We start from the raw sequence: 12,038 nt of genomic DNA on the forward strand, positions 1-12,038 counted from the left end.
TTTGAATGAATACCAATTTGAAGAAAGAATGCGACAAATGAGTAGGGGCACGGCACCAGTAAGATATTTTATATGCCAAAAGATTGCGGATGCCGTGCCCTTATAGAGAATTTATCTGTCGCAAACATTATTTGAATTAATATTACATTTTCAATTTTTAAAAAACTATCCTTTGCAGTATTAATAATCATGTTATAATTTCACACCAAAGGTAGAAAAATTTGAAAATTTGACCCCTGTCCGACTACACTAGAAACGTTAATTTGTCCACCATGAGCTACTACTATTTGTTGAGCGATCGCTAGTCCTAATCCAAACCCACCAGTTTTACGGGAACGCTCCTTATTCACGCGGTAAAATCGCTCAAAGATATGGGCTAAATCACTTTGTGAAATACCAATACCATTATCTGCAATTGCAATCACAGCTAGATGATGTTGGGTAAATAACTGTAATTTGACTTCACCACCAGCAGGAGTATACTTACAAGCATTATTGACTAAATTAGTTACTGCTTGACGCAGTAACTCAGCATTTCCATAAATATTTACACGCTCTCTAGTGAGTTCGATTTTAAAATTTAAATGCTGTGCAATCTCATGTTTTACATAATCATCAATTAATTGCTGTACTAAATTTTTTAAATCAAATTTTTGTAAATTCTCTTCAGATAATCTACCTTCATGACGGGCTAAAAATAGTAAATTATCTACCAAATTACTCATTGACTTGGCAATATCAACTATTTTTTGAAAGCGTTGCCGTTGTGCTGCTAAATTATGAGTATTAGACAATGAACCATACTGAGCATTACTAATTACTGCCGCTAAAGGAGAACGCAGTTCATGGGAAGCATCTGCAGTAAATCGCATCAGTTGCGAGTAACTGTGGAGAATTGGTTGCATGGCTAATCCTCCCAACCACCAACCTGTTAGTGCAATAACTCCTAAAGTTGTTGGTACTGCAATAGATAAAACTAACCGTAACTGAGCCAGATTCTCTTCCATTGCTGTCATTGGTATTCCTGCTTGTAAATAACCAATTAACAATCCATTTTGGTAAACAGGTAAAGTGACTTGACGCAGCCAAATGTGAGCATTTTCAGTTTCTAATGTATGGAAACCATTCGCAATCGGTATTTGTTGTTTTGGCAGATCTCCAAAAAATTGGACTAATTGCTTTTGCTCATCATACCAACGCACATAAACAAATTGGCTATCTGGTGGTAGTTGTGCCCGACTTCCTAATAAGGGTACATTTTCTAAATCTACTTTCTGTTGAGCATTGTTAAATTTATATTTAACATTAGCTGCCATTACTGTGGTTTTTTTATAAATTAATCTATCAAGTTCCTCCAGTTCATCTTTAACCTCCATGGAATAAACTATCGCCGCAAATGCTATTAAAATACTCCCCATTGCCAGGGTAAACCAAGTTGCAATATTGCGACGGCTACGATTAAACATAATTGAAATTGGGCATTGGCGAAAAGGCAGATAATAATATTTTTTCAACCTGTTATTGTTTCAGGCGATTTTAAACTGTATCCCATACCGTAAACAGTTTTAATCCAATCTCCTGCACCAATGATTTGTAACCTATGCCGCAATTTACGTACTAGCACAGTTAAAGCATTACTTTCTGGTTCTGCACCCCATTCCCATAATGCTTGTTCAAGTTGGTCACGGGTTAAAATTTGATTGGGATGTCGCATTAAATATTCTAGTAATTGGGCTTCGCGGTAAGATAATTCCACTGTCTTAGAACCGCGCTCCAGAATTAAACTATTTAAATGTAATTGTAAATCTGACACAGATAGCGAATCTCCTTGCCAAGAAGGAATTCTTCTTCCTAATGCACGTACTCGCGCCAATAACTCTATTAAATCTGCTGGTTTAACCAAATAATCATCGGCTCCTGCATCTAAACCCATGACTTTATCAATTGTAGTATCCTTAGCTGTCAGCATGAGTACAGGTGCATTTTTCCCAGCACGTCGATACTGTTGGCAAAGACTCAAACCGCTAACATTTGGTAACATCCAATCTAAAATTAATAAATCATAATCTTTGTTCGCCAATAACCACTGAGCTGTTTCGCCATCTTCAACACCATCAACGGTATATCCAGCTTCGGTTAAAATCCCTTGTAATGGTTCTAACTGTTCAAGGTCATCTTCTACAAGTAAGATTCGCATATATCCGTCGGGTGAAATTTATTTATGTCAATTTCTTCTCAGAAAATCATAAAAAAGCCTCAATTTTTTTACATCTTCCGATGGTGATAAAGTATATTCATTCTTAATGTTGATATTTAATACTGATGCGTTACGCTGTCGCTAACGTATCCTACTGCTCTGTTAAGGATTTTAAACTTGGAATTTGATTTGGGGAAAAGGTAAAAGGGTAAGGGTTAACGGTTTTTTATTACCCCTTTTCCCTTTACCCTTTTACCCTTTACCAACAGGTATTGATATGAGTTATATATACGCAATATAAGGTAGCTGATATAAATTAGATTTGTTGTTAATTCAGTTTAATTTTTAAACGTAAACATGCCGAGTTTTCATGTTAGATATTTACTAGTTATACTGCCTTTGGTAATGATTGGTATTGCTTTTTGGTTGTTTAGTGGTGTAACAACCAAGCAATTATTGCGGCGCAGCTACGGAACAGTAGATCAACTAGAAGCTGATACTAGACCACAAGTGCATTTAAAGTTAAATTTAACAGTAGTTGCGACAGAAATTGACAAAGAGCCAAGTTTTACTCAGGTTGAAGTCAAAACAGAATCCTCTAATTATAAAAAATTAGAATTTGAATTATCACATCAAGCATTAACGCTAGAAGAAGCCATAATTGCACAAGAACTGGGTTTAGCTAATTCATCAGCTAAAAAGTTTAACGGTAAGAAGCAAATTTTGATAGAACTACCAGTTATTTTGCGAGTTATGAAAGCTGAAATTGATCGAGCTAACAATTTAACTGAGATTGAAGTGAGTACTACTAATTCTATCCTTACCAAATTTAACTTAGAGTTTACCTCTATAGATATTGGCCAGGTAGAGGCAATGATTGCTCAAGAATTAGGATTATCTTTAGCAGAAGTTAAAAAATTGATTCGCTATCGAATTAAAAAATAAATACCGCTTGTTTCTGCTAAATTAAGTGCAAAAGTGTAAGGGAAAAAGGGGCAAGAAAAAACCTTTAACCCTTACCCTTTCTCCTGCGGAGACGCTACGCGTAGCTTGCTTCCCCGTAGGGGTACACCTTTTCCCCAAACCAAATTCCGAGTTGAAAATCCTTAACCGAGCAGTATTGGAACTGCACAGTTGTCTGTCTTCCTCTACACAAGATATTCCACAAGGTTTTATGATGAATAAAACCAGTGCGATCGCTCATGATGAATATTTTGATGTTGGATGACTTGCAACTTAATTTATCTAGTAATTGGCAAGAATGGGTAACTGTCTTCGGATACTTAGGTTTGACAGCTGTTGTGATCTGGGGTGTGTTTACCGCACAGAAGAAATGAAAACTACTTCTTGAAGAAATTGCATATCAGATTACCAGGGTCTTGAGGCGCAAATGGCACAGTTTCTCCATCTTCTAAAATTTTAACTTGAGCGCGGCAGTTATAAACTGCCATAGGCTTTTTCACACCATCCACACTAATGGCTGCTCTATATTCCCAGTAATTTTTAGCGCTGCGTTGAATACTGAGAACGCAAATTTGATGTCCGTTGTAATTTCTGCATACAGACGCAGCTGCTGGAAAGGCTATTGACAAAGAAAGTATCAATACCGCCAAAAGAGTTATAGATCTGCTCATGCTGATCTCAAATGTTATTTGCGGGCAATCATATCACTTACCCAATCCCTCCCGAAAAAATCTTGAGCTTAAACCGAGCCTATGTCCGAGAACTATGAGGATTTATGGCAAATTTTGTATCACTTCTAACATATTTTTAATTTTATTGAAATTAACGCATTCTTATAATGCATTTTTTGAATATAAGGGTGTTAATATGACCCTAAAAAATGCGATCCTCGTGAGTGGGAATAAAGATGAACGCCCCCGGTAATTACCGGGGGCTTTTTGTTTGCTTGTGCAAAAGCGCTACACTGAACCCTATTAAGCTTTAAAAGTCAATACAGGACTCAACCTTGCAACTACATCCACCATATTGGCTTCTACCTGCACATCAATTACAGACTGAATAGGTTTGTAAGCGGCTGGTGCTTCCTCAATTCGGCGTTCTTCGCGTAAGGTAATGCAATCAACTCCAGTTAATCCCAATTCGGCTTCAGTGTGGGATGCGCCTTTGCGGTTCAGTTCAAAACGCGATCGCACTCTTCCTGCACCATGTGATGCAGAATGGCAAAATGCGGGATTACCTTTACCTACCATCAGGTAGGAATAAGCGCCCATAGAACCAGGGATAATTACTGGTTGTCCTGCATAAGCTGGACAAGCACCTTTGCGCGTTACCCACCTAGCGATTTTGGATTGGGAATTGGCTTCTTCTTCCGATTCTGCTGAAGGCAAGGTAATGTTGTGCGGTAAATCGTAAACTAAGGGTGCTTCTATATCACCGTATACTTCTCGCAAACGCAGACGTAGTAGTTCTGCTAACAGCAGGCGGTTAATAAAACCATAGTTAGCAGCCGTTGCTTCCGCTTCTAAATAACTGGCGACTAGTTCCGGGTGAGAATGAGCAGAAAGGGGAAATATCTGAGACTCAGGGTATTTTAAACCTTGCGGCCAAGCAGCCTTGGCTCTATCTCGCCACATTCCGCCAATGTACTTACCTACATTCCGCGAACCAGAGTGAATCATAAAGGCTAATTGTCCCTCACGCACACCCCAAGCGTGAGCAAGAGCGCGATTTTCGACTTTGTCCACTCGTTGCACTTCGACAAAGTGATTTCCCGAACCGATGGTTGCTAGTCCGCCATCACGTACCAATCCATCATCAGGAACCAATTCTGCTGGCGCAAGTTTCCAGTTACCATTCATCGAACCATCCAAGAAAATGCGATCGCTCTCTTGGGATAGCTGCTGTAAATCAGACTTAACTACACTCCCCGTAGCGTTATCTAGCATCGCATCCAACCAACCGGGAACGCCATGCTGAAATAATGCACGCATTGCATGAGCAGTCATAGTGACATCGCGAGTACCAAAGAAGTAATCGCCTTTCATGCGTTCTACAAATAAATCGCGCTTTTTGAGGAATTCATCGATTGTTAAATCCGCAACATGGAGGCGCATCCCACAATTAATGTCAGAACCAACAGCACCAGGAATAACTTGATCGACAGTTTCCACCACTGAACCAATAGCAACCCCAGCATCACCAGGGTGAAAATCAGGGGTAGCACAAGCACGACAGACACATCCACCCGCAGGATGGCGCATGTTAGCAAGATTTGCTAATTGTTTGAGTGCTTTAGCTTCTACAGGAAAGCCTTCCGGTAACAGAACTTCTGCTGCTGGGGTATCAGGAGAATTAGCAAGCCGAACAGAATAGGTGCGTAGGCGTAGCCCGTCGTAGACATCGCTGTAAGTAACATCTAAACCTTGTCGTCCTAAAGCACGCAAGAGACGTTGAAGATTTTTTGGCTGCATGAAAAATTTACGGGAGTCTTGAAAAAGACTCTTGAGATTGAAGAGATGAAGAGACTGGGGTTCAGCAGCCGCGTCTCAAGTGTAGTAGGAGGTTCTTCCCAGGTTTTGGGGAAAATTATATTGTAATTCTTTTGAGAATTCAGAGTCAATCAGCATAGGGCATAGTGGTTCAACTTCGCCTCGTGATCGCTGTGAATTTACATTTAGCAGAGTAGCTTCTTCCTTGGGGAGGATGCAGAAAATGTTACCTTACCTACCTTATAAGATTAGCGATCGCACTCTAATATTCCAAATACAGCAGATTTGATTGAAAAAAGTAATGAGTAATAAGTAGTGAGTAATAAGTAAATTTTCTACTCATTACTCATGATGTACCTCACTTACCTCAAAAGTGTTGTATCAGCCTGTGATTTTTCATGGTTTCACAAAGTGAATAAGGATTTTATGATGACAACTGAAACCAACAAATTAACGGCATATCACTTTGATATATGCAATATTTTATATTCTCTTTGTACCAGGATTAGTGATATTAATTTCTGGTGATTGGCTTTGGATGGAAGGATGGATTTTTGCAATTTGGTTTTTGGTGCTATCGTTAACGACAATGATTTATCTGTATCGCCAAGACCCAGGATTATTGCTAGAAAGATTAAATACCAATATAGAAACCAAATACTTCATTTTAGACTGTTGATTTTCATCCATCCTCATGTACAGTTCATTAAAAATAAAAGACTTGGAGTTAAATAATCTCCAAGTCTTAAACCTAAATTTCTTTTTTTAAAGAATCTTTGTTACATAGTCAAAGATTGTGGATTTGTCTCAATTAACTTAGCTAAATCTTGCAAGAATGCAGCAGCATGAGCACCGTAAATAATGCGATGGTCTGAGGTAATATTTACCTGCATTTGTTGACGTACACCAAACATACCATCAGGGGTGGCTACAACTTGCGGGCGGGATGCGCCAATCGCTAAAATCGAACCTTGTCCAGGGGGTAAAATTGCGTCAAATGTATCTACGCCAAACATCCCTAAGTTAGACAGAGTAAATGTACCACTGTTGTATTCGTCTGGTTGCAGTTGTTTGGCTCTAGCACGTTCTACCAAAGATTTCCAACTGCGGGATAGGGAATAAAGATCTACTAAGTCTGCATTCTTTAATACAGGTGTAATCAATCCGCCATCATCCATTGCTACAGCTACGGAAATGTTGATGTCAGAATGATAAACAATTCCTTGATCGGAATAGCTAGCATTGATTAGTGGGTGTTTTTGCAACGTTACTGCTACGGCTTTTGCCAATAGCGCTGTCATTGTTACCCCTTTTGACTTAACTTGCTTATACAGCTTGTCTAGTGCATCGGTGGTAATTGTATAACCCACACGGAAAACAGGTACAGATAAGGTAGCTACCATGTTCCGTACCACTGCATTTTGGAAGGTAGTTAGAGGTACTACCTGACCAGGAACAGCGCTAGCTGCTGCGGGAACAGGTGCAGGTGCAGGTGCAACTGTCTTAGATGGTGGTGCAGCTGGGGCGGTTGTTGGTACAGATGGTGGCGGTGTAACTGGTGCGCTAGCGGCTGGCTTACCTTTATTTGCAGCAGCTTCCACATCTTCAGCCACAATACGACCGTAGGGGCCACTACCTTGAAGCGTCTTTAAATCGATTTTTAACTCTTTTGCCAATTTACGGGCTCGTGGAGAAACTACGAGCCTTCCTTCTTGATGGTTTGAGCCGTTTTGAGACGCTAAGGCTGGTGTTCCAGCAGAAGCAGCGGCGGCGACTGGTTGAGGCGCAGCAGGAGCAGGACTAGCAGCGTCACTAGAACTAGCAGCCGCCTTAGCAGCTTCGATTTCAGCTTCCGTTTCTACAATAAAAGCGATCGCATTTCCTACAGCCGCAGATTCACCAGCTTCCACTAAAATGTGAGCCAGATATCCTTCATAAAAGGATTCCACATCCATATCTGCCTTATCTGACTCGACAACCACCACTGTTTCGCCTTTTTCCACTTTATCGCCTGGAGACTTCACCCAAGAGACAATTTTGCCTTCGGTCATGGTGGAACTCAGCGCCGGCATAAATACTTCGTAAATGCTCATAGGGTGGTTTCAGAATCAATGAATTTTATGGACTTTAACAGCTTTCACCAGATCGAATTGTATCTTGGTGTGAGAATTTTCGGTTCAGGATTTTTGGGGATTGGGGATTGGGGAACTCGGGGCCCTCTCTGGGGATAAGGGGTAATGGGGATTAGGGACTGGGGACTGGGGAAATAACAAACACCAATTACCAATTACCCATTACCCATCCCCAGGAACTTAAAGCCAAGATGAAGGTCTACATATTAATGCAATTCTCAAGGGTTCCTGTATGATGCAATTGCGATCGCCTAAGTTGGTTATATATCTTAATTTTCTGCGGAATCGCTCACTAGAGCAAGGAGGATGTCCACAATCTTCAGGTAGAAGTTCAGCATTTAGGCTTCCATTTACAATCTAAAATTGATAATTTACTGTTTGAAATTTTTGTTTAATTTTATGTCAGTAAAGTGGAAATTGTTCTTGATTTTGATACTCAGTATGTTTGCCACTGCTGGCGCTGGAGTTTATCTCTCCCAAAACCAGCCATTTGCAACCAGTATTGATATAACTCATGGTCAAACTCAGCAGGTAGCAGCAACTCAGATATCTCAGAATATTGCAACTGAATCAGAGCGTATCCACTATAAAACTATACCCCTTGAAAGTATTAACTCTAATCTTCAAGGTAGCGATCCAGCTACATTAGCTCTGAATGCATTTGAAGACACAGCATCAGATGTCGGAACACGTAAAGTAGAGGTAGTTTATCCACAGCGCAATCAGGCTTTAGTCACCATTACGCAAATTTCCCATAGTAATAATTTAGTTGGTGCAGTTAAATACCGATTTGAGATGACTACCTTCGGGCGATCGCTATTAATCACTTCGCCTCCTGTATGGCAAATTGTCTGGGCTGGTTCTCAAGTGCAATGTTTAAGTGGAAATCGTTCCAGAAAGAATTTCAACCAAAATTGTCAACCATCTTATCGAGAAATCAGCAATTAGTAGTTAGTTAGTCGTCAAAATTGCGCCTAGCTTCTTTATTTTGAGAAATAAAAAACTAATTTTGCAAAAATCGCTAAATCGGTGCAATTAGAGCGATATAGTTTTATTTTGGAAAAAACTATGAAATAACATAATATTTTCAGGTATTTGTTAACTTTGCATAGTTTTTTTGTTGTCTACGTTTACCTGAAAAAATTAGCAGCTTGATTCATTACTGAACTACAATCCAAAATTGATTGACTCTACAGCATCTGTGGCATCTAAATTATTAAGTTCAGTATTAATCTCTATTTGAATAGTCAGCTACACATCACGAGAATTGGCTAAACTATTCATTCAAGCTCAAAACTCACATTTCTATGTCTGCTCAACTTCAATTTAAGCGATCGGCTGGTTTGTTAGCCCTAATTGCTGTTTCGTTGAGTATTTCTTCTTGCGCGGCTGATTCTAAAAGCGTCAAAGCTGTTTCTGTTGTGGGTGCTGGGGCCAGTTTTCCTGCACCTTTATATCAGCGCTGGATTGCAGATTACCACCAACGAAATCCCCATGTAGAAATTAACTATCAGTCTTTAGGAAGCAGTGTAGGAATACAACAACTCATCCAAGGTACTGTAGACTTTGCTGCTAGTGATGTAGGAATTACACATGAACAAGCCGCTCAAGTCAAAAGGGAAGTGGTTGCTTTACCGATGACTGCCAGTTCGATAGTGTTAGCTTACAATATTCCGAATCTGCCAACTACGCTGAAGCTATCACGTTCAGCCTACACAGATATCTTTTTAGGAAAAATTACCAATTGGAACGATCCAAAAATAGCAATAGCTAATCCAGGGGTAAATTTGCCGAATCTGCCAATTCAAGTTATCCACCGAACCGATGGTAGTGGTACAACTAGCGTTTTAACACAACATCTCAGCGCTATTAGCCCAGAATGGAACAACAAAGTTGGGGCTGGTAAATCTATACAATGGGCAGTAGGGATTGCAGCTAAAGGTAATGAAGGCGTTACTGCTCAGATACAACAAACCCCAGGAGCTTTTGGTTATGTCGAGTATGTCTATGCCATACAAAATAAATTATCTGTGGCGACTTTAGAAAATAAATCTGGTAATTACATTCAGCCGACACCTGAGTCAGTAGCTAAAACTTTAGAATCGGTAAAATTGCCTAGTGATACATTAATTGCTTTTATCGCCGATCCCACAAATCCTCAGTCTTATCCAATTGTCACTTATACTTGGCTGTTAACTTATAAACATTATGAAGACTCAGCCAAAGCCCAAGCACTGAAAAATTTTGTTGACTGGGCTGTGACTGAAGGGCAAAAGTCTAGTGCAGAACTGGGATATATTCCTCTGTCTCAAAAAGTTGTAGTTCAGGTGAAGTCAGCTGCGAAAAACATATCTCACTAAAAGATATTATTTTGCTGCTTTTGATGACGCACTTCCACTACTGTATGCACATTCCCACGGGGAGTAAAATCTGCTTTTACTGTAGCTTCTAAAGGGTCACAAGCTGCGACAAAATCATCAAGAATTTGATTAGCAGATTCTTCATGGGAAATATAGCGATCGCGGTAACTGTTAATGTAAAGCTTGAGTGCTTTCAATTCCACTACACGCTCATCAGGTACGTAGCTAATATAAATTGTGGCAAAATCTGGATAACCAGAAAACGGACATTTACAGGTAAATTCCGGCAATGTAATACTAATGTCATATTTTCTACCCACACGCGGATTCGGAAATGTAATTAGCTGTCCTTCCGCAATCTCGCGTTCGCCGTATTTAATTTCTGTAGTGTTATTTGTCATTTGTTATAAGGTAATGGGTAATTGGTAATTGGTAATGAAAGTTTATCTCCTTGTCCCCATCTCCCTCATCTTCCTCATCTTCCTCATCTCCCTTATCCCCCTCATCCTCATTACTGTTCCCAGTCTGGACAATTATTATCATCCCAGCCGTGAGGGTGCATAGCACAGACTAATAAGTTACCACCATAAACTTGTCCGTGGTAGTTAGTGCAACCAATACAGGCGGGATTTTTTTCGGGTGTGGGTTCTACTGGATAAGGAAAACCGGGATCTACATCAGCCATGACATCTTCTAGTTCCCAATAAACTTCCATCATGGGTTCAGTGAAGTCATGTAAATACTGGTCAACTTCAGTGGCTATTGTAGTCTGTACTTGTTCTGTAATTTCTTCTGTCAGTTCCAGAAAAGCGTCTACCATTTCACTCATTCCTAGGAAAAAGTGCTCTACTTCAACAGCCACAGTTTCAATGATGTCAATTAAATCTTTTTGCCACTCGTCCATAAAATTTACGTCTTTTCTGGCTATAAATAGAGCATTCAGTACGTCTTTACTGGAAGCAAGAGACTATACCCTAGGCCAAGTATATTTAAAAAATTGCTATGTTTTGCTTTAGTAATAAACTGCTGCTAGTTTTTTTACTCGTCACGTTGCAGCCGTTTTAACTCTTCTTGCAATTCTAAGACTTGAGCGCGCAATCCATCTACATCATTAGTTGCAGAGGTTGCAGTGTTTTTCACCGTTGGCTCTTCATCGTCTTCTAAAATTTCAATACGGCGGGGTTCAGCAGGTGGTTTTTGCTCTGCATCTGTACCAGATGTTGGCGGCTGTTGAGCTTGCTTCATCATATCTTCGACAAAGCGACGGGCTTCATCTGTCGTCATTTCGCCCTTTGCCACCATTTCATCTGCCAGTTTTTGGACTTGCGATCGCAGTTCGGCTAATTTTCCTCCTGCTTTCTCACCTGCGTAAGAAGCTAACCCAACACCGAGGTAAAAAGCTTTTTGAACAATATCTCCAAAACCAGGCATTGCTGCTGAACGCTCCTAAAAATAGGGCGACCCGGAGACTACGCCTACCACAAGCATCCCGTATTGCTGCTACCTTCCGGTCCTGACAAGATTTGGGCGTTGAAGTCGCATAGGTCCAGGTCTATAAATCATCATAACATTAAATTACTGAATTTTAATGTTATTCCATAACAATTCGCCATTCGTGTAGCTGATATTTTACACAGCCGTTTTTTACCAAGGGGTCAAGGGCTACAATAGCTTGAGCTTCCGCCATCGATTCTGCCTCAAACACCATCATTCCGCCTCCCAATTCTGCCCAATAACCAGTCTTGGCTTTGTGTCCCTTGGCAATTAAATCCTGAACGTAAGCTTTATGGGCAGGTATATATTGATCAAAGGTAGGTTTATCAACTGTACCTTCTTCAATCTTCACAAAAGTTGGCATTTACTTGTGACCTTTAGAATTTTCTGTATCGTAATCTAG

Annotated in this window: 15 protein-coding genes and 1 other RNA gene; 6 read left to right on the top strand and 10 right to left on the bottom strand. The window is 40.1% G+C overall.

Annotated elements, in window-relative coordinates:
- Positions 1–200 precede the first annotated feature (200 nt).
- A complete protein-coding gene (locus HGR01_RS10410) occupies positions 201–1,466 on the bottom strand; it encodes a sensor histidine kinase (protein ID WP_045872919.1) in 1,266 nt (421 codons plus the stop codon).
- A 44-nt stretch (positions 1,467–1,510) separates the two neighbouring features.
- Positions 1,511–2,197 (bottom strand): two-component system response regulator RppA, encoded by a 687-nt coding sequence (gene rppA / locus HGR01_RS10415; protein ID WP_045872918.1) that lies wholly within the window; start codon positions 2,195–2,197, stop codon positions 1,511–1,513.
- Positions 2,198–2,554: 357 nt separating this feature from the next.
- Here rppA and HGR01_RS10420 point away from each other — a divergent pair, with 357 nt between their 5' ends.
- From HGR01_RS10420 to HGR01_RS10430, 3 genes are all read left to right on the top strand, one after another.
- Positions 2,555–3,142 (top strand): hypothetical protein, encoded by a 588-nt coding sequence (locus HGR01_RS10420; protein WP_045872917.1) that lies wholly within the window; start codon positions 2,555–2,557, stop codon positions 3,140–3,142.
- 151 nt (positions 3,143–3,293) lie between these two features.
- Entirely contained in the window at positions 3,294–3,425 is a 132-nt protein-coding gene (locus HGR01_RS10425) for a hypothetical protein (protein ID WP_263420038.1), read from the top strand.
- Positions 3,400–3,534 carry a hypothetical protein gene (locus HGR01_RS10430; protein WP_255325304.1) on the top strand — a complete coding sequence of 45 codons (135 nt, stop codon included), beginning with the start codon at positions 3,400–3,402 and terminating at the stop codon, positions 3,532–3,534. The genes HGR01_RS10425 and HGR01_RS10430 overlap by 26 nt, the downstream gene beginning before the upstream one ends.
- Positions 3,535–3,537: 3 nt before the next feature.
- On the opposite strand, the gene HGR01_RS10435 is transcribed toward HGR01_RS10430, so the two are convergent.
- Positions 3,538–3,831, bottom strand: coding sequence for a hypothetical protein (locus tag HGR01_RS10435; protein WP_045872915.1), 294 nt, complete (start codon positions 3,829–3,831; stop codon positions 3,538–3,540).
- 303 nt (positions 3,832–4,134) lie between these two features.
- A complete protein-coding gene (locus HGR01_RS10440; protein WP_045872914.1) occupies positions 4,135–5,631 on the bottom strand; it encodes an RtcB family protein in 1,497 nt (498 codons plus the stop codon).
- A gap of 484 nt (positions 5,632–6,115) precedes the next feature.
- On the opposite strand from HGR01_RS10440, the gene HGR01_RS10445 reads away from it, so the two are divergent.
- Complete coding sequence (locus HGR01_RS10445; RefSeq protein ID WP_168161022.1) at positions 6,116–6,328, top strand: hypothetical protein; 213 nt, start codon at positions 6,116–6,118, stop codon at positions 6,326–6,328.
- Between the two features lie 100 nt (positions 6,329–6,428).
- Here HGR01_RS10445 and HGR01_RS10450 read toward each other — a convergent pair whose 3' ends face one another.
- Entirely contained in the window at positions 6,429–7,742 is a 1,314-nt protein-coding gene (locus tag HGR01_RS10450) for a dihydrolipoamide acetyltransferase family protein (protein WP_045872913.1), read from the bottom strand.
- Positions 7,743–8,180: 438 nt separating this feature from the next.
- Here HGR01_RS10450 and HGR01_RS10455 point away from each other — a divergent pair, with 438 nt between their 5' ends.
- On the top strand, positions 8,181–8,729 hold the full coding sequence (locus HGR01_RS10455) for a hypothetical protein (RefSeq protein WP_045872912.1): 549 nt from the start codon (positions 8,181–8,183) through the stop codon (positions 8,727–8,729).
- 359 nt (positions 8,730–9,088) lie between these two features.
- Positions 9,089–10,141, top strand: a complete 1,053-nt coding sequence (pstS, locus tag HGR01_RS10460; protein ID WP_045872911.1) for a phosphate ABC transporter substrate-binding protein PstS — start codon at positions 9,089–9,091, stop codon at positions 10,139–10,141.
- Here the strand turns inward: pstS and queF are convergent.
- The 5 genes from queF to HGR01_RS10485 all read right to left on the bottom strand — a co-directional run bounded on the left by queF (position 10,138) and on the right by HGR01_RS10485 (position 11,999).
- Complete coding sequence (queF, locus tag HGR01_RS10465) at positions 10,138–10,542, bottom strand: preQ(1) synthase (protein ID WP_045872910.1); 405 nt, start codon at positions 10,540–10,542, stop codon at positions 10,138–10,140. The two genes, pstS and queF, sit on opposite strands and share 4 nt — an antisense overlap.
- A 110-nt stretch (positions 10,543–10,652) precedes the next feature.
- Positions 10,653–11,045, bottom strand: a complete 393-nt coding sequence (locus HGR01_RS10470; protein ID WP_045872909.1) for a hypothetical protein — start codon at positions 11,043–11,045, stop codon at positions 10,653–10,655.
- A gap of 134 nt (positions 11,046–11,179) precedes the next feature.
- Complete coding sequence (locus tag HGR01_RS10475; protein ID WP_045872908.1) at positions 11,180–11,572, bottom strand: phasin family protein; 393 nt, start codon at positions 11,570–11,572, stop codon at positions 11,180–11,182.
- A gap of 25 nt (positions 11,573–11,597) precedes the next feature.
- An RNA gene (gene ffs, locus HGR01_RS10480) (signal recognition particle sRNA small type) lies at positions 11,598–11,694 on the bottom strand.
- Positions 11,695–11,732: 38 nt separating this feature from the next.
- A complete protein-coding gene (locus HGR01_RS10485) occupies positions 11,733–11,999 on the bottom strand; it encodes a YciI family protein (protein ID WP_045872907.1) in 267 nt (88 codons plus the stop codon).
- Positions 12,000–12,038 lie beyond the last annotated feature (39 nt).

This window comes from Tolypothrix sp. PCC 7712, assembly GCF_025860405.1.
Classification (GTDB): domain Bacteria; phylum Cyanobacteriota; class Cyanobacteriia; order Cyanobacteriales; family Nostocaceae; genus Aulosira; species Aulosira diplosiphon.

Coding starts and splice junctions, on each gene's coding strand:
- HGR01_RS10410 (WP_045872919.1), bottom strand. CDS start 1,466: ATGTTTAATCGTAGCCGTCGCAATATTGCAACTTGGTTTACCCTGGCA.
- rppA (WP_045872918.1), bottom strand. CDS start 2,197: ATGCGAATCTTACTTGTAGAAGATGACCTTGAACAGTTAGAACCATTA.
- HGR01_RS10420 (WP_045872917.1), top strand. CDS start 2,555: ATGCCGAGTTTTCATGTTAGATATTTACTAGTTATACTGCCTTTGGTA.
- HGR01_RS10430 (WP_255325304.1), top strand. CDS start 3,400: ATGATGAATATTTTGATGTTGGATGACTTGCAACTTAATTTATCTAGT.
- HGR01_RS10435 (WP_045872915.1), bottom strand. CDS start 3,831: ATGAGCAGATCTATAACTCTTTTGGCGGTATTGATACTTTCTTTGTCA.
- HGR01_RS10440 (WP_045872914.1), bottom strand. CDS start 5,631: ATGCAGCCAAAAAATCTTCAACGTCTCTTGCGTGCTTTAGGACGACAA.
- HGR01_RS10450 (WP_045872913.1), bottom strand. CDS start 7,742: ATGAGCATTTACGAAGTATTTATGCCGGCGCTGAGTTCCACCATGACC.
- HGR01_RS10455 (WP_045872912.1), top strand. CDS start 8,181: ATGTCAGTAAAGTGGAAATTGTTCTTGATTTTGATACTCAGTATGTTT.
- pstS (WP_045872911.1), top strand. CDS start 9,089: ATGTCTGCTCAACTTCAATTTAAGCGATCGGCTGGTTTGTTAGCCCTA.
- queF (WP_045872910.1), bottom strand. CDS start 10,542: ATGACAAATAACACTACAGAAATTAAATACGGCGAACGCGAGATTGCG.
- HGR01_RS10470 (WP_045872909.1), bottom strand. CDS start 11,045: ATGGACGAGTGGCAAAAAGATTTAATTGACATCATTGAAACTGTGGCT.
- HGR01_RS10475 (WP_045872908.1), bottom strand. CDS start 11,572: ATGCCTGGTTTTGGAGATATTGTTCAAAAAGCTTTTTACCTCGGTGTT.
- HGR01_RS10485 (WP_045872907.1), bottom strand. CDS start 11,999: ATGCCAACTTTTGTGAAGATTGAAGAAGGTACAGTTGATAAACCTACC.